Source organism: Paractinoplanes ferrugineus, from assembly GCF_016862195.1.
GTDB lineage: Bacteria > Actinomycetota > Actinomycetes > Mycobacteriales > Micromonosporaceae > Actinoplanes > Actinoplanes ferrugineus.
Genome location: NZ_BOMM01000049.1, coordinates 212,554 through 235,875, shown reverse-complemented (window position 1 = coordinate 235,875; position 23,322 = coordinate 212,554). Strand labels below are relative to the sequence as shown.

Here is a 23,322-nt window from a genome sequence, read left to right as displayed (position 1 = left end):
CTGCCCGGGGTGGGCTGGGGGCCGCACAGGGTGCGGATCGCGCCCAGCAGGGTGGAGCGGGTGAAGGGCTTCTCGATCAGCATGCTGTTGTCGTCCAGGTGCAGCTGGGGGCCCAGGGAAGCGGCCGTGTAGCCGGACATGTAGAGAACTGGCAGGTCGGGCTGGTGGGTGCGCAGGGAGGCGGCCAGTTCGGGGCCGGTCATGGTGGGCATGACGACGTCGGTGATCAGGAGATCGGGGTGGGCGCCCGCGGCCACCTGGGTCACGGCCATCAGGGCGTCGGTGGCGACCGTGATGGCGTAGCCGGCCGGCTCGATCAGGCGCTGGACGAGCTGGGCCACTTCGGGCTGGTCCTCGACGATCAGCACGTTGCCGATCACCTGGGTCTGCCGGGTGGCGGACGAGGCGGCCTTCTCCTCGGCGGCGGGCAGGTAGAGGTGGACCGTGGTGCCGATGCGGGGCTCGGACTCGAGCTCGATGTGGCCGCCGATGCCCTGCACGATGCCGGCGGTGGTGGCCAGGCCCAGGCCGGCGGCGGTCGGACGGGTCGTGAAGAAGGGTTCCAGGGCTCGGCGCCGTACCTCGTCGGTCATGCCCGTACCGGTGTCCTGGATGACCAGATGGACCACCCGCCCGGCGGGAGAGGTCTCGGATTCCTCGATCACCTCATTGGTGGCCGCCACCCGCAGCATGCCGCCGTGCAGCATCGCGTCGCGGGCGTTGGCGGCGACGTTGACCAGGGCCTGTTCGAGGGGACCCCGTTCGGCCTTCACCGGCCAGACGTCCTTGCCGAAGGCCAGGTCGAGGCCGATGTGCTCACCCAGGGTGCGGCTGAACAGCGACTGTACGTCGGTGAGCAGGTCCGGGATCGGGATGATCTCGGGGCGGTTGCCCTCGCTGCGGCCGAACGCCAGCAGCTGGTGGGTGAGCGTGCGGCCGGTGCCGACGGCCTCGAGGATGTCCTGGGCCAGCCGGTGCTGGTCGGTGCCCTCCTCGGTCGAGGTGAGGATCATGTCGGCGGAGCCGCCGACCACGGTCAGCAGGTTGTTGAAGTCGTGCGAGATGCCACCGATGAGCTGGCCGAGGCTGTCGAGGCGGCGCAGGTGGTCGAGCTGGCGCTTGAGGCCGCGGGCGTCGATGTGGTCGGTGGTGTCGGTGACCATGCAGACGACGCCGCTGAACTTCCCCTGGTCGTCCATCAGCGGCATCATGCTCATCCGCACGCTGCGCCGGGAGCCGTCGGCCCGCATCAGCCGGGTCGCGCCGACCGTGGAGCGGCCCTGTGCGCACTCGCCGAACCGCCGCGTCAGCTCCTTCTGGCCCTGGTCGTCGAGGAAGCCGCGGAGCGACACCCCGACGAGCTGACTGCGGGGCATGCCGAGGACGACACCCATCGGCTCGTTCGCGTAGTTGGCGACGCCGTCCGGGTCGAGCTGGAGCACACCTTCGGGCATCGTCTCGAGCACCCGGCGGTAGCGCTCCTCGGACACCCGGAGGCGTTCGAGGGCACGCGCGCTGGAGATGGCCAGGGCCAGTTCGCCGGTGATGTCGCGGGCCAGCTCGACCTCGGCTGTCGAGTAGGACGCGCCCGGCGTCTCCCGGGTCAGCACCATGTAGCCGGCGTACGTGTTGTCGACGATCACCGGCACCAGCACGGCGGCGTGGATGTGGTGCTCGTCGCCGGCGAGGGGCTCGACGCCGTCGCCGACCAGCACGATCGGGCGCCGGCTGGCGGCCAGCGCGGTGGAGAAGTCGTCGTCGGGCAGTTGGCCGACGTGGTCGAGCACCCGGCTGAGGGCCGCGGATCGCTCGTCGTCGACGTGCCGGTAGACGATCGCGTCGTACCGGCCGTCGTCACGGAGGAGTTGTATGCCGGCACCGTCGCCGATCATGTCGGCCGCGGCGCGTGCCGCGGTGGATCGCACTTCGGCGGAGTTCTCGGACACCCGGCTGAGCGCCAGAGCGAGGTCGGCCAACGCGTACCGGAGGGGGTAAGCCATGACACCCATGCCGACATGATCCGTGTCTGGTGGGATGCGTGCGGCCGGTTCGCCAGGTTTGCAACCTGCGAAACTTGTTCGCGACGGTGAAGCGCGTCGTCCGGCCCGCGCCGAGCGCGGCTCGCGGGAGGTCGCGAACAAGTCTCGGTTCAGAGGATGACCCGGTAGTGGGTGGTGAGACGGCGGTCCTCGGCGAGCAGATGGAACGCGATCATGGGGGGCAGGTCGCGGTCGATCAGCTGGTCGGTCTCGAACGGCAACTTCAGCGTGGATGTGAGGCTGGGGGCGACCAGCAGCGGGCGGCCGGCGAACATGGCCGCGGCCGGGGTGTGCGCATGGCCGCAGAGCACCGCCACCACCTGCGGGGAGCGCTCGACCAGGGCGGCGAGCCGCTCGGTGCCGAACTGCCGCATCTCGTCGATGAACGGCAGACCCAGCGGCACCGGCGGGTGATGGAAGCAGACGAAGGTCGGCAGGTCGGGGCGGTCGGCGAGGCGGGCGGCCAGCCATTCGAGGGTCTCGTCGGCGAGCACCCCGTCGTTGCGGCCGGGGATGCTGGAATCGAGCATCAGGATCAGCGTGCCGGCGATCTCGAAGGCCCGGTTGATCGGCCGGGCGTCCGGCTCCTCGCCGAGCAGGGCCTTGCGGTAGGGCTCGCGGGCGTCGTGGTTGCCGGGGCACCAGAGCACCGGGATCGGAAGGTCGACAAGATCGCGGAGTCGTTCATACTCCGACTCGGCACCGTGGTCGGCGAGGTCCCCCGTGACGATCACCGCGTCGGGCGGCGTGACGAGGCCGGCGAGGTAGTCGAAGACGCGCCGGGCGCGCTTGACACTGCGCTCGCCCGCGTCGATATGGACATCACTGACGTGCGCGAATATCCCCATGGCCTGACGCTACGCGTAAGGGCGCCTACGCTACGACGTCCAATAGGCGACACCTGACGCCGATCTTCCCGGCTTGCGGAGGCGCGGGTTTTCGCGTTATCGGGCGCCGCTCCGGTCGTTCATTATTGACAGATGTCAATTCAAAGGGGAGGGTAGTCGTCACTCACCGGGTCACGCAGCGGAGGACGAGGGCACACCTCCGCACCCTTCCCCCATGACCTCTATCCCCAGCGGAGTTCTGAGCCCTCATGTCCAGAAAACGCACGCGCCTGCTCGTCAGCGCCCTCGCCGGCGTCCTTCTCGCCGCCCTTGCCGTCGCCCTTCCGGTCGGCCCCGCTTCCGCGCACGGCAACGCCATCGGCCCCGCCTCCCGCAACTACAGCTGCTGGTTGCGGTGGGGCGACAAGTTCCAAGACCCGAGCATGGCCACCCAGGACCCGATGTGCTGGCAGGCCTGGCAGGCCGACCCGCAAGCGATGTGGAGCTGGAACGGCCTCTTCCGGGAGGGCGTCGCCGGCAACCACCAGGCCGCCATCCCGGACGGTCAGCTGTGCAGCGGCGGCCACACGCAGAACGGCCGCTACAACGCGCTCGACACGGTCGGTGACTGGAAACCCACCACGGTCGGTAACAACTTCAACGTCCAGGTGTTCGACCAGGCGCTGCACGGCGCCGACTACCTGTGGGTGTACGTGTCCAAACCCGGCTTCGACCCGCGCACCACCGCGCTGAAGTGGTCGGACCTGACCCGGGTCGCGGTCGTCGGCAACACGCCGGCCGCCCAGTGGAACCCGGTCACCGGCGGCGTGCAGCTGAACATCCCGGTGTCACTGTCCGGTCGCACCGGCCGCGCCATGGTCTACACGATCTGGCAGGCCAGCCACCTGGACCAGTCGTACTACTGGTGCAGCGACGTGGACTTCGGCGGTGGCGGCACCACCACCCCGCCGACGACGCCGCCGACGACGGCACCCACCACGGCCCCGACCACTGCACCCACCACGCCGCCGACGACGGCACCCACCACGGTCCCGACGACGGCACCCACCACGCCGCCGGCTTCCGGGGCCTGCTCCGCCTCCTACCAGCTGGCCAGCCAGTGGTCGGGCGGCTTCCAGGGCAGCGTGATCGTCTCGGCGGGCGCGGCGGCGATCAAGGGCTGGACGGTGAAGCTCACCTACCCGAGCGCGCCGAGCATCCAGCAGACGTGGAATGCGACGTCGACCGTCAGCGGCACCGTGCAGACGGCCACCAACAGCGCCTACAACGGGACGTTGAGCGCCGGCGGCAGCACCACGTTCGGCTTCCTCGCCTCGGGCACCGCGCAGACCCCGACGGTCACCTGCTCAGCGACGATCTGACGGGCCTCTTCTCAACACCCGGACGGCCCGCTAAAGTCGTTTGGGAGCGCTCCCAACATTGATCATCGCAAATGAAGGGAGGTCCCGTAAGGCAATTCTCGCGTGACACCGGTTCCACCGATCCGTCCATCAGGACTGGAGCGGGGGTCAGGACGCCCTCCCCGACCCCCGCTCACCCGAACCGCCACTCAGCGCACCATCGCCCTAAGCGAACAGGGCGCTCACCGATTCGCCGTTGTGGATCCGCCGCATCGCCTCCGCGAGTGCCGGCGCCACCGACAGGACGGTCAGCTTCTCCGTGTACTTCTCCCGGGGAATCGGCACCGTGTTGGTGCAGACGATCTCGTCGATCTCCCGTTCCTCGGAGAGCCGCTTGATCGCGTCGTTGGTGAACAGGCCGTGCGTGCAAGCCACCCGGACGCTGCGCACATTGCGGTCGCGCAACCGGGCGAGCAGCTCGAACACGGTGCTGCCCTTCGCGATCTCGTCGTCGAGGACGATCACATCCCGGTCGGTGACGTCGCCGATGACCGTACTGATCACGACTTTGTCATCCGCGAAGCGCTGCTTCGCCCCGGCCGCGACGTCGACGCCCAGCAGGCGGGCGAAGGCCGCCGCCTCCTTGGCGTTGCCCAGGTCGGGCGAGACCACCACGGTGTTGCTCAGGTCGTAGCGCCGGAAGTGGGCGGCCAGTTCGCGAAGCGCGTGCAGGTGGTCGACCGGGATGTTGAAGAAGCCGTGCACCTGCGGCGAGTGCAGGGTCATCGCGAGCACCCGGTCGGCACCGGCGGTGGTGAGAAGATCGGCCACCAGGCGGCCGCCGATGGAGATGCGCGGGGCATCCTTCTTGTCACTGCGGGCGTACGCGTAATGCGGAAGCACCACGGTGATCCGGCCGGCGCTGGCGCCGCGCGCGGCGTCGAGCATGAACAGCAGCTCGACCAGGTTTTCCTGAGTGGGCGGAACCAACGGCTGGATCAGGAAGACGTCCCGTTCGCGGCAGTTGCCCTGCAGCTGCACCTCGATGCAGTCGTTGGCGAATCGGGACGTCTTGGTGGGCAGCAGCGGCACACCGAGGTGCAGGCAGATCTCGTCGGCCAGCTCGGGGTGGGCGGATCCGGAGAATACGGCGATGTCGCGCACGGGACCACCCTAGGAGGCTGCCGCCGGACACTTGCGAGCGACCTTTGGTTCCGCTTCGGTCACCGATCCCTCGCCGCGGCCCGGCCGTGGGTCGTCATGACGAGCGGATCTCCTCTATTTTGAGTCCATGAATGGACTGGCCGTGGTCTGCCGGCGCGTGGTGCACATCTATCGCGCCGAGGCGGGTGACGTGGTCGCCCTCGCCGGTGTCGACCTGTCCATCGCCCCCGGTGAGACGATCGCGCTGGTGGGCCCGTCGGGTTCGGGCAAGTCGACGCTCATCGCGCTGCTCGCCGGGCTGATGCGGCCGTCGGCGGGCAGCATCAACATCGGCACCTACGACATGGGCAAGCTCTCCGACGGCGAGATCTCCCGGCTGCGCGGCACCGAGCTCGGCGTGGTGCTGCAGGGCGCCGCGCGCAACCTGCTGCCGTACGCGTCGCTGCACCGCAACATCTGGCTGGCGCAGCGGCGGGCCGCACACACCCGGGGGATCAAGCTCGACGACCCCGACCGCATCCTCGACCTGGTCGGCCTGCCCGGTCAGGGGCGGCAGCGGCTGTCCGACCTCACCCCCGGCGGCCGACAGCGCGCGGCCCTGGCCGTGGGCATCGCGACCGGGCCCGGCCTGTTGCTTGTCGACGAGCCGACGAGCCGGCTCGACACGGCCGGGCGGGACGAGGTGCTGGCCGCGATGGAGACCGTCAACGCCGAGCGCCAGACCACGATCGTGGTCGTCACCCACGACAACGAGGTGGGCGCCCGGCTGGGCCGGGCGGTGACGATCCGGGACGGCCGGGTCGGCGCCGAGGGCCGCGACGGGCAGGACTTCGCGGTGGTGGCCGGTGACGGCACCGTGCAGCTGCCGCCCGAGGTCCTCGGGTCCTACCCGCCCGGCACGCTGTTCACCGTCCAGCATGTCGACGGCGAGGTCACCCTGGTCCCCGGCGGCACCGAGCACGTCGCCTGACGCGCCGTCCGCTCAGGGGCGGGCCCAGATCGCCTCGCCGTCGGCCAGGTGCAGCTCCCGGTCGCAGGCCGCGGCGGCCTCCGGGTCGTGGGTGGCGAAGACCACGGCGGCGCCGCGGGCCGCCTCGGCGCGCAGCAACTCCATGACGCGCTGCCGGTTGGCCGCGTCGAGCTCACTGGTGATCTCGTCGGCCAGCAGCACGTCACCGCGCAGGGCCAGGCCGCGGGCGATCGCGGTGCGCTGCTGCTGGCCGCCGGACAGCTCCTCGATCAGCTGGTTCGCCTGGCCGGAGAGGCCGAGCGGATCGAGCGCCTCGGCGGTGCGGCGGCGGGCCTCGGCGGGCGTACCCCCGGTGGCGATGACCGCGACCGAGATGTTCTCCGCCGCGGTCAGGATCGCGGCGAGGCCGTTGTCCTGCGGGATCAGCACCACGCCCAGCGAGACCGCGTGGTCCCGGTCGGTCAGTGGCTCGTCGTCGACGAGCACTTTGCCGCCGGCCGGGCGCAACAGCCCGGCCATGGCGCTGAGCAGTGTCGACTTGCCGGCCCCGGAGGTGCCGGTGACCGCGAGGACCTCCCCCGGCCGGGCGGTGACCGTGACCCCGGTCAGCACCGGCCGATTGTCATCCCAGGCCAGGTCGGCCCCGTCGACCGTCAGTGTGCGCACGTTCGTCGGCTCCCCTTCGCGGTTCAGGCTCCCCGGATCAGTGCCGGCATCCCGGCAGGCTACCGCCCGCGGGACGGTGCGCGTTGACCCTAAAGCCAGTGGCGGCGGCGTAGGTAGAGCCAGAGCCCGCCGGCCGAGAGGACGATCAGGAGCATGCTCTGGACGTACCCCCAGGCCTTGTCGTAACCGGGGTAGGGCAGGTTCTGTCCGAAATAACCGGTGATGAAGGTCGGCACGGTGATCACCGCGGCCCACGCGGCCAGCTTGCGGGTGGTGTCGTTGAGCACGTTGCCCTGCTCGGCCAGGTCGGCCTGGAGCAGCCCCTCGATCCGGTCCCGCAGGTGCTCGACCTGGTTGCCGGCCTGCCGGGCGTGGTCCTCGACGTCGCGGAAGTAGGGCCGCATCTCGTCGTCGACCAGGCCCAGGTCCTTGCGCATCGACTCGGCGATCACCTCGGGCATCGGCTCGATCGCCCGCCGGATCGCCGCCACCGTCTTGCGAAGCCGCAGGCCGTGCATCCGCACCGGTCGGGCCGCCCCGCCCTCCTCCAGCAGCGCGTCCTCGACACCGTCCATCGCCACGTCCAGCCGCTGGGCGGCGGCGACCTGGCCGTCCACGATCACGTCGAGCAGGCCGTGCAGCAGGAACGCCACCCCGCCCGACTCGGCCAGCTCGGCGTCGGAGTCCCAGCGCTCGACGAACTTGTGGGTGTCGGAGGGCGACTTGCGTACGGTGATCAGCACCCGGTCGGTCACGAACGCGCTGATCTCGGTCTTGCCGAACGGCGGATCATCCGGCTCGGTGGACACGTCCACGGCGTACACGTTGAGGAAGATGTGTTGGGGGTAGCGGTCCAACTTGGGCCGCTCGTGCTCCTCGGTCGCGTCCTCGACGGCCAGCGGGTGCAGCTGGAACTGCTCGGCGACGACGGCGAGATCGGCGGCCCCCGGCCGATAGAGATCAAGCCAGAGCACGGCGTCGGAGTGCTCGGCGAGCAGCCCCGGAGCCCGGTCGGCGGGGAAGCCCTCGGCGACGAGCCGGCCCTTGGCATAGAGCCTGGTTTCGGTGGGACAGGACGGCGCGGTCACCGTCACACTATGCCCCACCAGCTCACCCGCCATACGATGAGCCGTGACCTGGTTCGATCACCTGTTGAACGCCTTCTACGACGCCAAGTGGCAGGTGACTCCCGGCCAAGCCATCTACTACCGGGAGATCGTCGGCAACGCGTTCGGCCTCGGCTCGGCCCTGTTCGGCCTGCGGCGCAGCGCGTGGGCGTGGCCGGTCGGCATCGTCGGCAACGTGCTGCTGTGCACCGTCTTCATGGGCCAGGCGATCGGCAACGACCAGGGCACCCCGCTCTACGGTCAGGCCTCCCGCCAGGTGTTCTTCATCATCACCAGCGTCTACGGCTGGTGGCGCTGGCGCCGCAACCGGGCCGCCGGCCACGGCGCGGCGGTGACCCCGCACTGGGCCGGCCACCGCCAGCGGGCCCTGTTCATCCCGCTGGCACTGGCCGCCGTGGTGGTCTGCTTCTTCGTCTTCCGGGCGGTCGGTGCCGGTTTCCCGGTGCCCCGGTGGTATTACCTGGCCGACTCGTGGATCTTCGTGGGCTCGATGCTGGCGACCTATGCGATGGCCCGCGGCTGGGTCGAGTTCTGGCTCTGCTGGATCGCCGTCGACCTGGTGGGCGTCCCGGAGCTGCTGCACTTCGGCTACTACCCGTCGGCGATCCTCTACGCCGTCTACGCCGCGTTCGTGATCTGGGGCTTCGTGGTGTGGCTGCGCATCTCCCGGGTGGAATCACCCACTCCGGCCCTGGCGACGGTCTAGCACTTCCCGGAGACGGCGCGGCCACCCGTGAAGCAGGTCGCATGGATGTTGTCGAGCGACTGTAGTCACGCGTCATGACGTTACGTGCGGATCAAGGGAACGAAGCGGCACGAGCCCCCGACGTCATCGTGCCCTTGGCTGAGTGCGAATCGACGGAGCAAACCGAATATCTGCTGCGCAGTCCCGGCAACGCAGAGACATTGCGCCGCTCGATCGCCGAACTGGACCGCGGCGCGTACGGCAACCGGTAAATGCGCCGGCGCTACAGCACTGTGCCGTTCACCGTGCGGATCGTCTTGTCGTAGCGGCCGGCGATCCGGTAACGCTCCTGCGTGGTGGCGGTCGCGTGGCGCTGGTCGCGGGGCACGTCGAGCTGCCAGCTCGCCTCGCCGGTGAACGTGTCGGTCACCGGGCCGCGTACGTCGCTCATCCGCATCCTGGTGGTGAGACGGTTGTCGGCGCCGACCGTGATCGAGCCGTCGACGGCGAACCGCTGGGCCAGGTGGGTGACCTTCCCGCCGAGCACGCTCGTCGCGTCGTCGGTCCAGGTCGCGTCCAGCGCGTCCGGGTTCTCGCCGGTCCCCCACGTGTGCGTGCTCCGGTTGCTCACCCGCTGCGTGACCGAGGAGGTGCGCACACCGTGCGAGGTGCGCAGGTAACCGGTGGCGGTGAAGGCGTGCCCGCCACGCGTGCGGACCTCGCCGGTGGCCCCGGTCACCTCGTTGGTCAGCGGGCTCAGCCGCGCCGCGAGCAGGCCGCCGGTCACCCGGGCCGAGCCATGATCACGCCAGCCCAGGAAGTTGATCGGGGTGTCCCAGCCGGACTGGCCCGCCGGCACGCCCACCACCCGCACCGCGACCCGGTGCGCGGCGCCGTCGGTCAGCTTCCCGAGGTAGGGCGTGAGGTCGTAACTGATCGGCCGGATGTCGAACGCCCGAGGGGCCGGCACGACGTACCAGAGGAAGGGGTTGGACCAGCCGCCCGTGTAGACGTGCGGGAACGGGGCGGCGATCCCGGCGACCTCGCCGTCGAGCAGCACCTGCACCTCGCGGTAGGGCCCCGGGTCGGCCGGGCAGGAATAGCCGGTCGCCGACGGCGCGGTCAGGTACCAGAACTCCTCGCAGCCGCCGCCCGACCCGGTCGCGTAGACCTCGGCCAGCAGCCGCTCGGTGTTGGCCGCCACCCGCACGGTGCCGGTCAGGTCGGGACCCTCGCGCCCCTGGTCGGCGAGGGGCAGCACGTCGTCCGCGGTTCTGGCGAGGCCCGCGTAGAAGGTCAGCGACACCTTGATGTTCAGCACGCCGGTGTAGGTGTCGTCGACGGTGTTGCCGAGGTACATCCGCACGGCCTGCGGCGATTTCAGCAGCGACGCGTACGCCGTCACGTCCTTCTCCACCGACCAGGTGATCCCGTCGGGCGAGGGTTCCGGGGTGGACGTCTTGAAGACCTCCACCCCGCCGATCGTGAGCCAGCCGAGCCGGTCGTACTGCCGGCCCTTGACGTTGCCGTCGAGGCGGAGCACCACCTTGCTCCACGGCCCGCGGCAGGTCGGCGCGTAGGAGCTGACGTAGGGGTCGTAGCCGGCGAAGGCGTGCTCGACGACGGTGGTCGTGCAGGAGCGCGTCGCCGGTTTGGCGATGGCCGGCGCGGCGGTGCGCGGATCGTCCCAGTCGGATCCGAACTCCGCGGGCGGCTCGGCGCGTCCCGAGGTGACGGCGGACGGCTCGGCGAGGGACGAGCCGGCGGCCCGCGCCGGGGCGGCGGAGGTGAGCACGAGCCCGGCGGCGGCCAGGATGATCAATTTACGCACATCGATCACCTTGCCACCGCCGGGCATCGGCGGCAATGCATCAGGCCGCGGACGGCCCCACGTTGGTGCGCGAGCGGACGATCTCGGCCACGTGCGCGACGGCCTCGTCGATCGAGACGCCGTTGCGCTGCGACCCGTCGCGGTAGCGGAACGAGACGGTGCCGGCGGCCACGTCGTCGTCACCGGCGATCGCCATGAACGGGATCTTCTGCTGCTGGGCGGTGCGGATCTTCTTCTGCATCCGGTCGGTGGAGTAGTCGACCTCGGCCCGGATGCCCTCCTTCTTCAGGCGCGCGACGAAGTCGGCCAGGTAGTCGGCGTGGTCGTCGCGGATCGGGATGCCGACCACCTGCACCGGCGCCAGCCAGGCCGGGAACGCGCCCGCGTAGTGCTCGACAAGCACGCCGAAGAACCGCTCGATCGACCCGAACTTGGCCGAGTGGATCATCACCGGTTCCTGGCGGGTGCCGTCGGCGGCCTGATACTCGAGGCCGAACCGGGCCGGCTGGTTGAAGTCGTACTGGATCGTCGACATCTGCCAGGTGCGGCCGATCGCGTCCTTGGCCTGCACCGAGATCTTCGGGCCGTAGAAGGCCGCGCCACCCGGGTCGAGCACGAGGTCCAGCCCCGACTCGGTAGCGACGTCCTGCAGAACGCGAGTGGCCTTCTCCCACTGCTCGTCCGAGCCGATGAACTTGTCGCTCTTCGGGTCGCGGGTCGACAGCTCCAGGTAGTAGTCGTCCAGGCCGAAGTCGTCGAGCAGCGAGCGTACGAAGGCAAGAAGGTGTTTGATCTCGCCCGGCGCCTGCTCGGCGGTGACGTAGGAGTGCGAGTCGTCCTGGGTCAGGCCCCGCACGCGGGTGAGGCCGTGCACCACGCCCGACTTCTCGTAGCGGTAGACCGTGCCGAACTCGAACAGGCGCATCGGCAGCTCACGGTAGGACCGCCCACGCGACCTGAAGATCAGGTTGTGCATCGGGCAGTTCATCGCCTTGAGGTAGTAGTTCGCCCCCTCGAGCTCCATCGGGGGGAACATCGTGTCCTTGTAGTAGGGCAGGTGCCCGGAGGTGTGGAACAGCCCCTCCTTGGTGATGTGCGGCGACCCGACGTACTGGAAGCCCTCCTCGATGTGCCGGGCCCGGACGTAGTCCTCCATCTCCCGCTTGATCACCCCACCCTTCGGGTGGAAGACCACCAGACCCGACCCGATCTCGTCGGGGAAGGAGAACAGGTCGAGCTCGGTGCCCAGCTTGCGGTGGTCGCGGCGCTCGGCTTCGGCAAGCCGGTTGAGGTACGCCTTGAGCTCGTCCCGGGACGGCCACGCCGTACCGTAGATGCGCTGCAGTTGGGGGTTCTTCTCGCTTCCGCGCCAGTAGGCGGCGGCCGAGCGCATCAGCTTGAACGCCGGGATGAAGCGGGTCGACGGCAGGTGCGGGCCGCGGCACAGGTCGCCCCAGACGCGCTTGCCGTCCTTGTCGACGTTGTCGTAGTGGGTCAGCTCGCCCGCGCCGGTCGCCTTCGCCTCCTCGTCGACGTCACCCTTGATGTCGACGAGCTCGAGCTTGAACGGCTCGGCCGCCAGCTCGGCCTTGGCCTCGTCCAGCGAGCTGTATTCCCGGCGGCGGAACGTCTGGCCGGCCTTGACGATCTCCTGCATGCGCTTCTCGAGCTTGCCGAGGTCGTCGGGCTGGAACGGCTTCTCGACGTCGAAGTCGTAGTAGAAGCCGTCGGTGATCGGCGGGCCGATGCCGAGCTTGGCCTCCGGGAAAATGTCCTGCACGGCCTGGGCGAGCACGTGCGCGGCCGAGTGGCGCAGCACGTTGAGGCCGTCCGGCTCGTCGATCGCCACCGGCGTCACGTCGGTCTCCGACTCGGGCGCCCAGTCGAGGTCATGGAGCCGGCCGGACGCGTCACGGACGACCACGATCGCTTTCGGGCCCGAGGTCGGCAGGCCGGCCTTGGCCACCGCGTCGGAGGCCGTCGTCCCGGCCGGGAGGACTAGAGGAGCGGCGGACACGGTGGTTCTCCTTCGATGGTGGAACTTGGGCCGCTGCTGATGCTATCCGCCCGAAAAATTCCGCGATGAACGAGCAACCTTTCCCGGCGTGGCGAGCACTGACAGGTTGAGTCCGGTCGCCCCCGATTGATGGACTCCGCCCGGTCGGCCGGTACCCACGAGCCGGCCGACCGGGTGGTCACATCGAACCCGGCCCCGCCGCGTCCCGTATGGAAAGAAAGAGCATGTAGACCTGATGGGAACCACCGCGTGAGCGAATCCGAACGCGTCTTCCGGCGCTTCTTCGAACTGCATCATGCGGATTTGTCCAGACTTGCCTACTTGCTCACCGGGGAATCGGGAGTCGCTGACGACCTCGCCGCGGACGCCTTCGTGGAGGTGTGGCGGCACTGGGCGCGCGTCTCGGCGGCGGACAGTCCACTCGCGTACGCCCGGGGGATCGTCGCCAACCTGGCCCGGCACTGGATCAAGAAGCAGACCCGGGAGCGGCTCGGCCTGCGGGGCCTGAGCCTGCTCCGCCGCCCCGGCGAAGCCGACCCCACAGCGGTGCTCGACGTGCGGGCGGCATTGCGCCGGCTCCCGCCGCGCCGGCGCGAGTGCGTGGTGCTGCGGTACGCGTTCGACGTGCCGGAACGTGAAGTGGCGGAAATCCTCGGCATCTCGGTGGGCGCGGTCAAGAGCCAGGCCTCCCGGGGCGCCGCCCAGCTCAGCGAATATCTGACCGACCTACCGGTAGCGACAGGAGGTGGAACACGTGCCCGATGACCGTGACCTCCGAAGTGCGCTGCACTCCGAGGCCGAGCGGCATCTCCCCGATCGGGACGCGATGCTCGACCGGATCAACAAACGGCGCAATTCCGCCCCGAACCGGCTGAGGTCCTTGTTTCGCCCCGTCGCGCCGGGACCGCGGCGCGTCCTGACCGCGGCCCGCCCGGTGGCGGCCGCCGTCGCGGTGGCCGGGCTGCTGGTGGCCGGCATCACCGGCATCAACCTGGCCGGCCGGACCCCGGCACCCGACCCGCAGGTGGCCGCGTCGCCCGACCCGGCGGCCATCACCGCCGCACCCACGAAACCGCCGCCGAAGTCACCCACGGCGCCCGGCGCCTTCCTCACCGCCATCGGCTCGCCCAACTCCCACTCGATCCCCAACTGGACCCAGAGCGACCTGGTGCTGACCACCACCGGCACGATCACCGCCCTCGACGTCACGGTGCGGATCGCGAAGACCGCCGACGTGAACTCCACCGGCCGCTGGACCTCGGTGCCCGAGAGCATGATGACGATCACCGTGAGCAGCAGCGGCAAGGCACTTGTCTACCGCTTCACGCTGAACGCGGGAGCGACCCTGGCCCCCGGCCACTACACCTTCGCGGCGCAGTACAACCACGCCACCCACCGGTCGGTGGCCGCCGACTCCTACGACGCGACCGCGACCGCCGGCACCACGGTGCACCTGAAGGGCGGTTACACCGGGTAGCCCGGGAGACCTCGCTTGTCATCCAGCACCCCCTCGCCTGTCATCCAGCACCCCCTCGCCTGTCATCCAGCACCCGGAGCCGGGCTCGCCGGCGGCGGCGAAACCGGCGCGGCGGTCGGCAGCACCAGCCTGGACGGGCCCAGGGTGAGGCGATGGCGGGCCGGCACCAGGGTGGTTCCGGTGCCGGGATTCTCGGCCGTGCCCAGATTCCGGGTGAACTGCGGGTAGCAGCCGCCCGCGATCAGCAACCGGATGCGGGAGCCGGCGGCGAAACGGTGCGCGACCGGCATCAACGGGATGCGTACGAGCGTCGACTGGTCACGCGCCGGGTCGAGGCGGCGGTAACCCTCGCACACGTTGCGCGAACGACCGGCCGGGTCGACCTCACTGACCCGCACGAACAGGTCGACGTGCGGGTTGTCGCTGCGATGCGCCAACTCGACCTCGGGCACGCCGTGCACCTCCACGGCGGCGGCCAGCGGTTCGCCGGTGAAGGCGAGCACATCCGGCCGGGCGGCCAGCCCACCGTCGTCGACATAACCGCCGTTCTCGAGCAGCGGCCCGCCGAACGCCGGCGTCGGGCGCGCCGGATCGAAGGTGAAACCGGCCTCCGACCCGGCCGGCGCGTCGCCGAGAGCCGCGCCGGGGCGCGGAAAAAGGACGAGCGGAGTGCATGGTGGCGGCCATTCGTCCAGCTCACGCCACTCGTCGGTGCCGGTCACCCGCAGGTGTACGGGCGTCCGCCGCGCCAGTGGCCGCCCCGCCAGCTTGGCCCCGAGCCAGTCGAGGGTCTCCGGGATCAGCCGGGAGCCGCCGTCCTGAATGACCCCCCGATGCGTCCACGGCCCGACCGTGAGCGCCACATCCAGTCCGCGGGCCGACAGCCGCTGGTACTGCTCGAAGGTCTGCGCCAGAAACAGGTCCTGCCAGCCCGAGTGCAGCAGAATCGGGATCTCCGCCTTCTCCAGGGCGGCCGCGAACCGCATCGGCTCCCAATAGGCGTCGCCGTCGATGTCCGGCCGGGTGACCCGGTCGCGGAACCAGCGCGCCCCGCCCGCATAGTGCCGCTCCCCGGCATCGGCGAGCGGCAGGTCGGTGAAGACCGGTCGCAGCGCCCGCGCCTGGCGGGGGGCCGCGACCGCCTGCTTGAGCTGACCCCGCACCAGCCCCGGCGACCGGTCGCCGCGCGGCTGCCGGTTCATCATGTCGCTCCACCCGACCAGGTCCAGGTTCATCGCCCCGGTCCCCCACGAGTGTTTCGCGAAGTCGTGCGGTCCCACCGTGACCACCGCGGCCGCCATCTCCGGCGGCGGGTCCATCAACAGCGCCCACTGGGTGAACCCGAGGTACGACGGCCCGACCGTGGCGAACCGCCCGGTGAACCACGGCTGCGCCACCATCCAGGCGACCACGTCGCGCCCGTCGGCCAATTCCGTACGCATCGGGTCGAAGTCGCCGCCCGACGCCGCCGTCCCCCGGCTGGCCACGAAAAGCACGTGATAGCCCCGAGCCGCATAGGGTCGCGCATAGAGCAGGTCGAACGGCGCCCCGAGCCCGTACGGCCCCCGGACAAGAATCGTCCCGGCCGGCTCACCTTGCGGCGCATAGTGAGCCGCCGCCAACTCGACGCCGTCGCTCATCGGCACCCGCAGACCCCGGTCGACCCGATAGGGCGCCGGCGCGCTGGGCAGCTTGAGGATCCGGGTGACCAAGCGGTCCAGCAGCATCGGTGGCCTCCACAGCGCCTCGGTCCGTCGATCCCCCACTCTGCCGGTCCCAACCACCACACGCCAGACCGCCCACCCACCAACCACCCGGTCCCCGCTCCGCCTACCTCCCCCGCGCCCTCCTGCCCTGCCCACCTCCGCCCCACACCACGCCGCCCCACGCCGCCCCGCCCCGGGCCGTCCCGCCCCGTCCCGCCCCACGTCGTCCGGCCCGCGCGGTGGCCCGAGATCCGGGCATTTTCCTGGAAAGAGGGGTCTCCGGAGCGGCGGAGGCCCTCTTTCAATGAAGATGTGCCGCTCCGCTCCGCCGGAATTCAGCGGGCTTCGAAACTCCACAAGATCGACCCGTGAATTTCAGGTCTCGGGTACGCGCCGGTTTAGCTGCGGCCTCAGCGGGGACTCGACCTCGGACGTGGCCTCGCCCCACGACCGGAATACGCCTCGCCGAAATGCCGCGAAATGGCCTTTCGGCAGACTCCTTCTATTCCATTGTGCGATTACTTCGCAACCCCTTTCGTCACATTCGCAGCAATTCTGCTGACCTGCCAAAATGATCAGGAACCGCGTGTTCTGCTGACTTCGACGAGCCATCTAGAGAAAAGGCCTGGAAATGAAGAAGGCAGCGCGGAATCTTTTCATCGCCGGCACCGGCCTGATCGCCGGTATGACGCTGGGCGCCGCCCCGGCACTGGCCGACCCGACGCCCCCCGAACCCATCCAACTGACCCTCACCACCTGGGACTGGGGCGAACGGCTCGCGATCCCCACCGCTACCGCGGGCATGCCGATGAACCCTCAGCACGTCCTGATCGTCGCCATGGGCGACGACCCGTGGCTGCTGCGAGTCCTCGACCACATCGCCAAGCCCACCGACGCGGTCCAGCCCAGCACGGACCAGCCCGCGTCCGGCCAGCCCGCGTCCGGCCAGCCCGCGTCCGGCCAGCCCGCGGACGCCGGCACCAGAACCGGCGCGACCGGCACTTCCGCAACCGGCACCGGCAGCACCGGCACGACTGGCACCACCGGGAGCGACACCGACGCTGGTAGCACCGGCACGACCGGACCCGGCACCGCTGATACCGGCACGGGAGCCGGCGGCACCACCGGAACCGATACTGGTGCGACCGGGACCGGTACGACCGACACCACGGGGACCACCGGCATGCCGGACGCCGGCGCTGGATCCACAGGAGCCACCGATTCGGCCGGTGCGGACACCGGAACTACTGGCACGGACGCCGGAGCCACCGGTGCTACCGGCACGACCGCTGGTACGGGGACCGCCGGCGGCGAAACGACCGGCGGGGGAACTACCGGAGCGGGAACGACGGCTACCGGGACGACCGGGGCTGACACCGCGAGCACGACCGGAGCCGGAACTACAGGGACCGGGACTGCGGGTGCGGGCGACACCGGGACCGCAGGTACCGGCACCGCGGACCTCGGGACCGTTGGCACTGGGACTGCAGGTAACGCAACGGCGGACCTCGGGACCGTAGGCACCCCGACCGCAGGCACCGGCAGCGCGGACCTCGGGACCGCAGGGACTCAGACCGCAGGCACCGGCAGCACGGACCTTCTGACCGTCGGCACCGCGACCGCCGGCGCTGGGACCGCCGCCGCTGGGACTGACGGCGCTGGGACTGACGGCGCTGGGACTGACGGCGCTGGGACTGACGGCACCGAGGTGACTGGTGCGGGAGTTGGGGCCGGCGGTGGGGACGCGGTCATCGCGTACTGATCGTGGAAGGACCGGGTCGGGCGTTGCGGGTGGGGCCGCGACGCCCGGCCCGAGTCAGGTGCGCAGGAGGGTTTCGGCCAGGGCGCGGCCCTCGGCGGTCCACGGGGCGGGGCGCATCGTGGCGGGGTCCAGACGGACGTTGACTCGTCTGCCTTCGGCGTGCACCAGGGTGCCGTCGACCGAGGTGACCCGGAAACTGTAGGCGGCGCTGCTCGAACCCAGTTTGTCCAGCCAGAAGTGCACGGCGATGTCGCCGGTGCCACGGACGGGCGCGTGGAAGGTGATGGCGTATTCGCGGACCACGTTGAACGCGTCGGGGGTGGTGGGTGCGCCGCCGGCGAACGAGACGCCACGGTCGGACCACCAGTTCGTCAGGGCCCGTTCGATCAGTACGGCGTAGCGGGCGTTGTGCAGCACACCCAGGGCGTCGAGGTCGTCGAAGTGGACCGGCACGCGCGTGGCATGCCCGTACTCGACAGTGGTGGCAGTCATGGCAGCTCCGGGAGAATCGTCGGGGTGAGGGTGAGCGCCGTCAGGCGCTCGTGCAGGGCGTGCCGGGCGTGTTGGAAGGTCACCGGACCGAGGACGGGGGCCTGCATGACGGCGCAGACGCCCAGTGATTCGATCTCGTAGGCCAGGCCGGCCGGGTCGGTGGCCGGGGGCAGGTCGCCGGTGGTGATCGCGTCGGCGGTGAGGCCGGTCAGGAAGGTCATCCAGTCGGCCAGTTCGGCGGCCAGGCGGTCGCGGATGGGGCCGGGGCGGGCGTTGAACTCGAAGTGGGCGTTGGCGAAGAAGCAGCCGCCGGGCAGCCGGCCCTGTTCGTAGAAAGCGAGCCGGGTGTCGTGCACGGCCCACAGACGGCGTACGCCTCGGGGCGCGGCGGCCATGGCGGGGCGGATCACTTCGTCGGTCCACTGGCGGCGGGCGTGGTCGATGACCGCGAGTTGCAGTGCTTCCTTGGAGCGCCAGTGCGCGAACAGGCCGGACTTGCTGATGCCGAGCGTGTCGGCGAGCCGGCCGAGGGACAGGCCGTCGAGTCCGGTGGTGGTGGCCAGCGGAAGGGCGTGGTCGAGCACGGCGGTACGGGTTCGCTCGCCGCGGCGGAGCCGGCCGTCCTCGGTCATGCCTACGACGCTACAAAACGACCGACCGTTCGTAAATAAATCGTGGCGCCGGTCACGACCGGGTGCGCCACCGGGAGCGGACGAGGCGTTCGAACGGGCCGCTCAGGAACATCAGGAACGCCAGAAATTGGTGGTGCCGGCGAAGACGCAGCCGACGATCGTGGCGAGCACCTGGGTGAGGAAGATGCTCTCGTAGCCGAGCACCTTCTCGCGCGGCATGGGCGGGCGGCCCTCGGTCAGGCCGGGACGCGGCGCGCGAACCAGGCAAGTACGGCCGGCGAGCCCGAGCACAGCACGAGGGTGGCGCCGTAGAACAGGACGGTGCCGGTCGACGGGGAGAACGCCGAGACGACCGCGGTCGGGCTCGGGAGCCGCACGATGCCGGGACACGTGGTGGAACAGGGAGATCATCCGGGAAGGCGGGCGGCTGGCGCGGGTTGCCGCACCCGCACCAGCCGCGAGACCGCTCCGGCCGCCACCGGCTCGGTCCGCCTTCGCCCCGGATCCGCCGGGGCGGATCGGGAGCATCCAGCAATGACCATGAATCGGGATGGTGGCTCCACCTTAAGAGCCGGTTCTCGCCGGGAGTAGCAGGGAAAACCCCCACTCACCGCCTTGGCACACCGCAAAGGTGACTGCCACCATGTCCACCATGACTTCCGCGCTGCCGGTGCCGGGAAGACTGCCGGTTCGGGTGGTGGCGCTCGTGTCGCTGCTCGCGGCGACCACCGCGGTTCTCTCGTGGATCCCGATGTGGTCGCAGGATTTCGCGCTCGGCACGATCTACGTTTTCGTGGTCACCTCGTTCGCGGCCAGCGGCGTCTTCCTGCTCTCCGATCGCAGCACCGGCCGCACCGGCTGGGCGATGATCGTAGCCGCGTTCTGCTACGAGGCGTCCTGGTGGTGGACGTGGCCGCCGGAATGGGAGATCGGGCCGGTCGCGCTGATCTCGTTCCTGTTCGGATACTGGTGGTTCGCGGTCGGCGGCCTGGCCCTGTTGCGTTACCCGGAGCCGGTGCTGAGCCGCCGGTACGAGCGCTGGTATTTCAGCTCCTTCGCGATCTGGGTCGTCGGGGTGAAGCTGTTCATCGCGGCGGTGTCGAGACCCGGGTGGGCCGGCTGGAACCCGGATGCCTGGTGGCTGACCGTGGCCCCGAACCGCCGGCTGTTCGACACCGCGTCCGCCATCTTCAAGATCGGCATCATCGTGCTGGCCCTCGGGCTGATCGTGCTGCTGCTTCTGAAGATCCGCCGGAGCCGGGGCCTGGAACGTGCGGACAGCCTGCCGGCCACGGCGGCCGGCATCGCGATCGGTTTCCTGGGCAGCTTCTACATCGCCGCGCAGCTGCTCCACCTGTCCAAACCGGTCACCGACGCGCTGCGTACGATCACCGCGCTGACCGCCCTGATCGCCCCGATCGCCTTCGTCATCAGCCTCATGCAGCGCCGGCTCGCCCGGTCCAGCGTCGCCGACCTGGTCGTCCGGCTCGCCGACTGCGCCTCCCTCAAGGACGTGCAGTCCGCGCTGCGGGAGGTGCTCGGCGACCCGACCATGGTGCTCGCCGTGCCGGCCGGCCCGTCGCGCTACGTGAGCTGTGAGGGCTACCCGCTGACCGACGGTGAGATGGCCCGCTGGCGGGTGTCGATGCCGTCCGGCACCGGGCGCTCGATCGCGCTGCTGCTCGTCGACCCGGCCCTGCACCGCCGTTCCGACCTGGTCCGCAGCGCCGCCGTCGCGGGTGGACTGGTGCTGGAGAACGGCCTGCTCCGCGACGACCTGGCCACCCAGCTCGAGCAGGTGCAGGCGTCCCGCCGCCGGATCGCCGAGGCCGGCCTGGCCGAGCGGCGCCGCATCGAGCGCAACCTGCACGACGGCGCCCAGCAACTGCTGCTGCGGGTGATGAGCAGCCTGAGCCTGGCCCGGCACCGGGCGCAGCGCGGCCGCGATCCGAGCGATGCCCTCGCCACCGCCGGCAGCGACCTCGACGAGGCCCTCGCCGAGCTGCGCAACCTCGCCCGCGGCATCCACCCGGCGGTGCTCGGCGAGATGGGTCTGCGACCGGCGCTGGAGGGCGTCGCCGACCGGCTGAACATCCCGGTGGCGGTCGACGTCGGCGCCGAACGGCTGCCCGACCCGGTCGAGGAGACCCTCTACTTCGTGATCTGCGAGCTGCTCACCAACGTCATCCGGCACGCCGCGGCGAGCCGGGCCGAGGTGCGGGTGACCCTGCACGACGGCACGGCGGTCGCCCGGGTCACCGACGACGGGCGCGGCGGGGCCGGCTTTCGCGGCGGGTCCGGCCTGGCCGGGCTGCGCGACCGGGTGGAGTCGCTGCGCGGGGACATGACCATCGCCACCGGCGGTAACGGCACGACGGTCACGGTGGTGGTCCCGTGCGGGTAGCGCTCACCGACGACACGGTCCTGTTCCGGGAGGGGCTGGCCGCGCTGCTGCGCGAACTCGGCATCGAGGTCACCCACCAGGCGAGCAACGAGCGCGAGCTGCTCGACGGCATCGTGAACGACCCACCCGACGTGGTGATCATGGACATTCGCCTCTCGGCGCACGGCGCCGAGGGCCTGCACGCGGCCGAGAGCATCCGGCGGCGGCATCCGCGGGTGGGCATCCTGCTGCTCTCGGCGTACGCGGAGACGGCGTACGCGGTACGCCTGCTCGAGGGCGGCGCGTCCGGGGTCGGCTACCTCGTGAAGGACCGGGTGGGCCGGATCGAGGTGCTCGAGGACGCGCTGCGGCGGGTCGCCGAGGGGCAGACCGCGATCGACCCCGAGATCGTCCAGCGCCTGATGGACCGGCCGAGTCGGCAACGCCCCCTCGACCTGCTCAGCGGCCAGGAACGCAAGGTGCTCCAGCACATGGCCGAGGGCCGGTCCAACAACGGCGTGGCCGAGGCGATGTTCCTGGCCCCGAAAACGGTCGAGAAACACATCCTGAGCATCTTCAAGAAACTCGGCCTGGAACAGCAGGAGCAGGACAACCGCCGGGTGCTCGCGGTCCTGCACTGGCTTCAAGGCTGATCTGCGGGGTAATCGGGTGTCATGAGCACTCAGCGCAGCGACTCCGGCGAGTTCGAGGATCGGGCCGTCACCGGCGCCGGCTCCGAGACCGACCAGCACATCACCGGGTCGAAGGAGACCGGCGACTTCCTGACCGACCAGCCGCCCGGCTACACGCCGGCGAACGGCAGCAGCAACGTCGGCATCAACGAGCGGCGCGCGAACCGCGAACAGCCGGACGAGAACGCCGGATAATTCTGTCGCGTGCTGATTGTGGTGGGACATAAAGTCTCGCCGTGCCCACCGTTGCCGAACACGTGCTGCCCGCCCGGCTCGGCAGTTCGTTCCGGTGGTTGCTCGCGTCGTCGTGGGTGTCCAACCTCGGTGACGGCATCGCGGTCGCGGCCGGCCCGCTGCTCGTCGCCGGGCTCACCGACGACCCGTTCCTGATCTCGATGGCGGCCCTGCTCCGCTGGCTGCCGCCGCTGCTGTTCGGCCTGCACGCGGGCGTGCTCTCGGACCGGCACGACCGGCGCCGCATCGTCATGTTCGCCGACGGCAGCCGCGTCGTCGTGCTGGCGGCACTGGTCGCGGCGCTCGCCACCGACCGGCTGACCGCGGCCGGCGCCCTGGTCGCGCTCGGCCTGATCGCCTCCGCCGAGGTCTATGCCGACAACACCGGATCGACGCTCGCGCCGATGCTGGTGCACCGCGACGACCTGGCGCTCGCCAACGCGCGCATGCAGTTCGGCTTCCTCACGCTCAACCAGCTGGCCGGGCCGCCGATCGGGGCGTTCCTGTTCGCGGCCGGATATGTGTGGCCGTTCCTCACCCAGGGCGTGCTGGTCCTCGCCGGGGTGCTCCTGGTCGCCCGGGTGCGCCTGCCCCCGCCGTCGACCGCCGCCGCCGAGCCCGCCGGGGCCTGGCGTGAGGTCCGCGAAGGCGTCGCCTGGACGGTGCGGCACCCCGCCGTGCGTACGCTGGTCCTGACGATCTTGATCTTCAATTTCACCTTCGGCGCCGCCTGGTCCGTGCTCGTGATCTACGCATCCGAACGGCTCGGTCTGGGCCCCACCGGGTTCGGCCTGCTCACCACCGTGTCGGCGGTGGGTGGCCTGCTCGGCACCGGTCTCTACGGCTGGATCACCGCCCGGGTGAGCCTCGGTAACGTGATGCGCGTCGGCCTGATCATCGAGACTGTGACCCATCTGGCCCTGGCCCTGACCACGACGCCGTGGGTGGCGATGCCGGTGTTCTTCGTCTTCGGCGCGCACGCGTTCATCTGGGGCACCACGTCGGTGACGGTGCGGCAACGAGCGGTGCCGACCGCCCTGCAGGGCCGGGTGAGCAGCGTCAACACGATAGGCGTCTTCGGCGGCCTGGTGGTCGGCTCGACCATCGGCGGCACCCTGGCCTCGCACTGGGGCGTGACGGCCCCGTTCTGGTTCGCGTTCGGCGGCTCAGCCGTCTTCCTGGTGCTGCTGTGGCCCCAGCTGACCCGCATCGCCCACGGCGACGCCTGAGCTGACGGCACTGCGCCCCGGCCGGTCG

General features: G+C 70.5%; 22 protein-coding genes. 11 read left to right on the top strand and 11 right to left on the bottom strand.

Going from position 1 to position 23,322, the window contains the following annotated elements; translation table 11 throughout:
* Nucleotides 1-2,000, bottom strand: a 2,000-nt coding sequence (locus Afe05nite_RS27235) for a hybrid sensor histidine kinase/response regulator (RefSeq protein WP_239118227.1), incomplete at its 3' end; no start/stop codon positions are given.
* A 149-nt stretch (nt 2,001-2,149) separates the two neighbouring features.
* Entirely contained in the window at nt 2,150-2,887 is a 738-nt protein-coding gene (locus Afe05nite_RS27230) for a phosphodiesterase (protein WP_203820049.1), read from the bottom strand.
* Between the two features lie 248 nt (nt 2,888-3,135).
* Between Afe05nite_RS27230 and Afe05nite_RS27225 the strand changes: the two genes are divergently transcribed.
* Nucleotides 3,136-4,248 (top strand): lytic polysaccharide monooxygenase, encoded by a 1,113-nt coding sequence (locus tag Afe05nite_RS27225; protein WP_203820048.1) that lies wholly within the window; start codon nt 3,136-3,138, stop codon nt 4,246-4,248.
* Between the two features lie 204 nt (nt 4,249-4,452).
* Here the strand turns inward: Afe05nite_RS27225 and Afe05nite_RS27220 are convergent, their stop codons facing one another.
* Nucleotides 4,453-5,391 carry a ribose-phosphate diphosphokinase gene (locus Afe05nite_RS27220; protein ID WP_203820047.1) on the bottom strand — a complete coding sequence of 313 codons (939 nt, stop codon included), beginning with the start codon at nt 5,389-5,391 and terminating at the stop codon, nt 4,453-4,455.
* A gap of 127 nt (nt 5,392-5,518) precedes the next feature.
* Between Afe05nite_RS27220 and Afe05nite_RS27215 the strand changes: the two genes are divergently transcribed.
* Nucleotides 5,519-6,361, top strand: coding sequence for an ABC transporter ATP-binding protein (locus Afe05nite_RS27215; RefSeq protein ID WP_203820046.1), 843 nt, complete (start codon nt 5,519-5,521; stop codon nt 6,359-6,361).
* A gap of 12 nt (nt 6,362-6,373) precedes the next feature.
* Here the strand turns inward: Afe05nite_RS27215 and Afe05nite_RS27210 are convergent, their stop codons facing one another.
* Together Afe05nite_RS27210 and Afe05nite_RS27205 are read right to left on the bottom strand one after the other, a co-directional pair.
* Nucleotides 6,374-7,027: an ABC transporter ATP-binding protein gene (locus tag Afe05nite_RS27210; RefSeq protein ID WP_203820045.1), complete on the bottom strand. Its 654-nt coding sequence runs from the start codon at nt 7,025-7,027 to the stop codon at nt 6,374-6,376.
* Nucleotides 7,028-7,116: 89 nt separating this feature from the next.
* Nucleotides 7,117-8,115 (bottom strand): magnesium transporter CorA family protein, encoded by a 999-nt coding sequence (locus Afe05nite_RS27205; RefSeq protein ID WP_239118226.1) that lies wholly within the window; start codon nt 8,113-8,115, stop codon nt 7,117-7,119.
* A gap of 43 nt (nt 8,116-8,158) precedes the next feature.
* On the opposite strand from Afe05nite_RS27205, the gene Afe05nite_RS27200 reads away from it, so the two are divergent.
* Together Afe05nite_RS27200 and Afe05nite_RS27195 are read left to right on the top strand one after the other, a co-directional pair.
* Entirely contained in the window at nt 8,159-8,860 is a 702-nt protein-coding gene (locus Afe05nite_RS27200) for a nicotinamide mononucleotide transporter family protein (RefSeq protein WP_203820043.1), read from the top strand.
* 74 nt (nt 8,861-8,934) lie between these two features.
* Entirely contained in the window at nt 8,935-9,111 is a 177-nt protein-coding gene (locus Afe05nite_RS27195; protein WP_203820042.1) for a type II toxin-antitoxin system Phd/YefM family antitoxin, read from the top strand.
* An 11-nt stretch (nt 9,112-9,122) separates the two neighbouring features.
* Here Afe05nite_RS27195 and Afe05nite_RS27190 read toward each other — a convergent pair whose 3' ends face one another.
* Entirely contained in the window at nt 9,123-10,670 is a 1,548-nt protein-coding gene (locus Afe05nite_RS27190; RefSeq protein WP_239118225.1) for a peptide-N4-asparagine amidase, read from the bottom strand.
* 40 nt (nt 10,671-10,710) lie between these two features.
* The gene (gene thrS, locus Afe05nite_RS27185; protein ID WP_203820040.1) at nt 10,711-12,687 is read right to left on the bottom strand and encodes a threonine--tRNA ligase; all 1,977 of its coding nucleotides are present in this window, start codon (nt 12,685-12,687) and stop codon (nt 10,711-10,713) included.
* A gap of 249 nt (nt 12,688-12,936) precedes the next feature.
* Here thrS and Afe05nite_RS27180 point away from each other — a divergent pair, with 249 nt between their 5' ends.
* Nucleotides 12,937-13,452 carry a SigE family RNA polymerase sigma factor gene (locus Afe05nite_RS27180; protein WP_239118224.1) on the top strand — a complete coding sequence of 172 codons (516 nt, stop codon included), beginning with the start codon at nt 12,937-12,939 and terminating at the stop codon, nt 13,450-13,452.
* Nucleotides 13,442-14,164: a hypothetical protein gene (locus tag Afe05nite_RS27175; protein ID WP_203820038.1), complete on the top strand. Its 723-nt coding sequence runs from the start codon at nt 13,442-13,444 to the stop codon at nt 14,162-14,164. Before Afe05nite_RS27180 ends, Afe05nite_RS27175 begins: the two co-directional genes overlap by 11 nt.
* Before the next feature lie 62 nt (nt 14,165-14,226).
* Here the strand turns inward: Afe05nite_RS27175 and Afe05nite_RS27170 are convergent, their stop codons facing one another.
* The gene (locus tag Afe05nite_RS27170) at nt 14,227-15,891 is read right to left on the bottom strand and encodes a CocE/NonD family hydrolase (protein ID WP_203820037.1); all 1,665 of its coding nucleotides are present in this window, start codon (nt 15,889-15,891) and stop codon (nt 14,227-14,229) included.
* Between the two features lie 610 nt (nt 15,892-16,501).
* Between Afe05nite_RS27170 and Afe05nite_RS44045 the strand changes: the two genes are divergently transcribed.
* On the top strand, nt 16,502-17,632 hold the full coding sequence (locus tag Afe05nite_RS44045) for a hypothetical protein (RefSeq protein ID WP_239118223.1): 1,131 nt from the start codon (nt 16,502-16,504) through the stop codon (nt 17,630-17,632).
* Nucleotides 17,633-17,686: 54 nt separating this feature from the next.
* Here Afe05nite_RS44045 and Afe05nite_RS27160 read toward each other — a convergent pair whose 3' ends face one another.
* From Afe05nite_RS27160 to Afe05nite_RS27150, 3 genes are all read right to left on the bottom strand, one after another.
* The gene (locus Afe05nite_RS27160; protein WP_203820036.1) at nt 17,687-18,124 is read right to left on the bottom strand and encodes an acyl-CoA thioesterase; all 438 of its coding nucleotides are present in this window, start codon (nt 18,122-18,124) and stop codon (nt 17,687-17,689) included.
* Nucleotides 18,121-18,756, bottom strand: a complete 636-nt coding sequence (locus Afe05nite_RS27155) for a TetR/AcrR family transcriptional regulator (RefSeq protein WP_203820035.1) — start codon at nt 18,754-18,756, stop codon at nt 18,121-18,123. The genes Afe05nite_RS27160 and Afe05nite_RS27155 overlap by 4 nt, the downstream gene beginning before the upstream one ends.
* Before the next feature lie 236 nt (nt 18,757-18,992).
* Complete coding sequence (locus Afe05nite_RS27150) at nt 18,993-19,133, bottom strand: hypothetical protein (RefSeq protein ID WP_203820034.1); 141 nt, start codon at nt 19,131-19,133, stop codon at nt 18,993-18,995.
* Nucleotides 19,134-19,399: 266 nt separating this feature from the next.
* Between Afe05nite_RS27150 and Afe05nite_RS27145 the strand changes: the two genes are divergently transcribed.
* From Afe05nite_RS27145 to Afe05nite_RS27130, 4 genes are read left to right on the top strand one after another with little or no spacing between them, the layout of a single operon-like run.
* On the top strand, nt 19,400-21,160 hold the full coding sequence (locus Afe05nite_RS27145; RefSeq protein WP_203820033.1) for a sensor histidine kinase: 1,761 nt from the start codon (nt 19,400-19,402) through the stop codon (nt 21,158-21,160).
* Nucleotides 21,151-21,792 (top strand): response regulator transcription factor, encoded by a 642-nt coding sequence (locus Afe05nite_RS27140; RefSeq protein WP_203820032.1) that lies wholly within the window; start codon nt 21,151-21,153, stop codon nt 21,790-21,792. The genes Afe05nite_RS27145 and Afe05nite_RS27140 overlap by 10 nt, the downstream gene beginning before the upstream one ends.
* A gap of 21 nt (nt 21,793-21,813) precedes the next feature.
* A complete protein-coding gene (locus Afe05nite_RS27135) occupies nt 21,814-22,026 on the top strand; it encodes a hypothetical protein (RefSeq protein WP_203820031.1) in 213 nt (70 codons plus the stop codon).
* 41 nt (nt 22,027-22,067) lie between these two features.
* Nucleotides 22,068-23,294 carry an MFS transporter gene (locus Afe05nite_RS27130; protein ID WP_203820030.1) on the top strand — a complete coding sequence of 409 codons (1,227 nt, stop codon included), beginning with the start codon at nt 22,068-22,070 and terminating at the stop codon, nt 23,292-23,294.
* The last annotated feature ends 28 nt before the right edge of the window (nt 23,295-23,322 follow it).

Coding starts and splice junctions, on each gene's coding strand:
- Afe05nite_RS27170 (WP_203820037.1), bottom strand. CDS start 15,891: ATGCTGCTGGACCGCTTGGTCACCCGGATCCTCAAGCTGCCCAGCGCG.
- Afe05nite_RS44045 (WP_239118223.1), top strand. CDS start 16,502: ATGAAGAAGGCAGCGCGGAATCTTTTCATCGCCGGCACCGGCCTGATC.
- Afe05nite_RS27135 (WP_203820031.1), top strand. CDS start 21,814: ATGAGCACTCAGCGCAGCGACTCCGGCGAGTTCGAGGATCGGGCCGTC.
- Afe05nite_RS27215 (WP_203820046.1), top strand. CDS start 5,519: ATGAATGGACTGGCCGTGGTCTGCCGGCGCGTGGTGCACATCTATCGC.
- Afe05nite_RS27230 (WP_203820049.1), bottom strand. CDS start 2,887: ATGGGGATATTCGCGCACGTCAGTGATGTCCATATCGACGCGGGCGAG.
- Afe05nite_RS27160 (WP_203820036.1), bottom strand. CDS start 18,124: ATGACTGCCACCACTGTCGAGTACGGGCATGCCACGCGCGTGCCGGTC.
- Afe05nite_RS27145 (WP_203820033.1), top strand. CDS start 19,400: ATGTCCACCATGACTTCCGCGCTGCCGGTGCCGGGAAGACTGCCGGTT.
- Afe05nite_RS27225 (WP_203820048.1), top strand. CDS start 3,136: ATGTCCAGAAAACGCACGCGCCTGCTCGTCAGCGCCCTCGCCGGCGTC.
- Afe05nite_RS27195 (WP_203820042.1), top strand. CDS start 8,935: ATGACGTTACGTGCGGATCAAGGGAACGAAGCGGCACGAGCCCCCGAC.
- Afe05nite_RS27155 (WP_203820035.1), bottom strand. CDS start 18,756: ATGACCGAGGACGGCCGGCTCCGCCGCGGCGAGCGAACCCGTACCGCC.